This is a genomic window from Dietzia sp. IBK-p2-15D (assembly GCF_057773105.1).
The window spans coordinates 1-456 of record NZ_JBYMTK010000088.1; the positions used below are offsets into that span (position 1 = coordinate 1).

Consider the following 456-nt stretch of genomic DNA (forward strand, 5'->3'; position numbering starts at 1 on the left):
TGCACCAAGGTCAGCGTCGGCGACAAAGGCGCGTGCGAATTTTGTTATGCTGAAGTGTTCGGCAATCGCTTCGGCATCGGATGGGGCCCGCACAGCCCTCGTCAATGCGCCGCTCCCAGCGGCTGGCTAAAGCCCCTTGCGTGGGACCGCGCGGCTCAGCGCAAAGGCACTCGGCCTTTCATTTTCCCGTCGCTGATGGACCCCTTTGACAATCAGGTTGATCCCGAGTGGCGGCGCTGGATGTTCGCGATAATGCGCGGCACGCCACATCTGGTTTATTTGCTTCTGACCAAGCGCCCCAGCATGATCGAGAAGCTGAGCGCGGAAGCTGGCGGCCTGCCGCCCAACGCGGCGATCGGCGCGAGCATCGTCACGCAAAAGGAAGCTGACCGCGACGTCCTCACCTTGCTCGATGCAAAGCGCGCGCTGCGCCCGGCCTTTGCATTCGTCAGCTGC

At 62.7% G+C, this 456-nt stretch carries 1 protein-coding gene; it reads left to right on the forward strand.

The window, feature by feature from the left end:
* Positions 1-456, forward strand: a 456-nt coding sequence (locus AC3DEV_RS16995) for a DUF5131 family protein (protein ID WP_488372871.1), incomplete at both ends; no start/stop codon positions are given.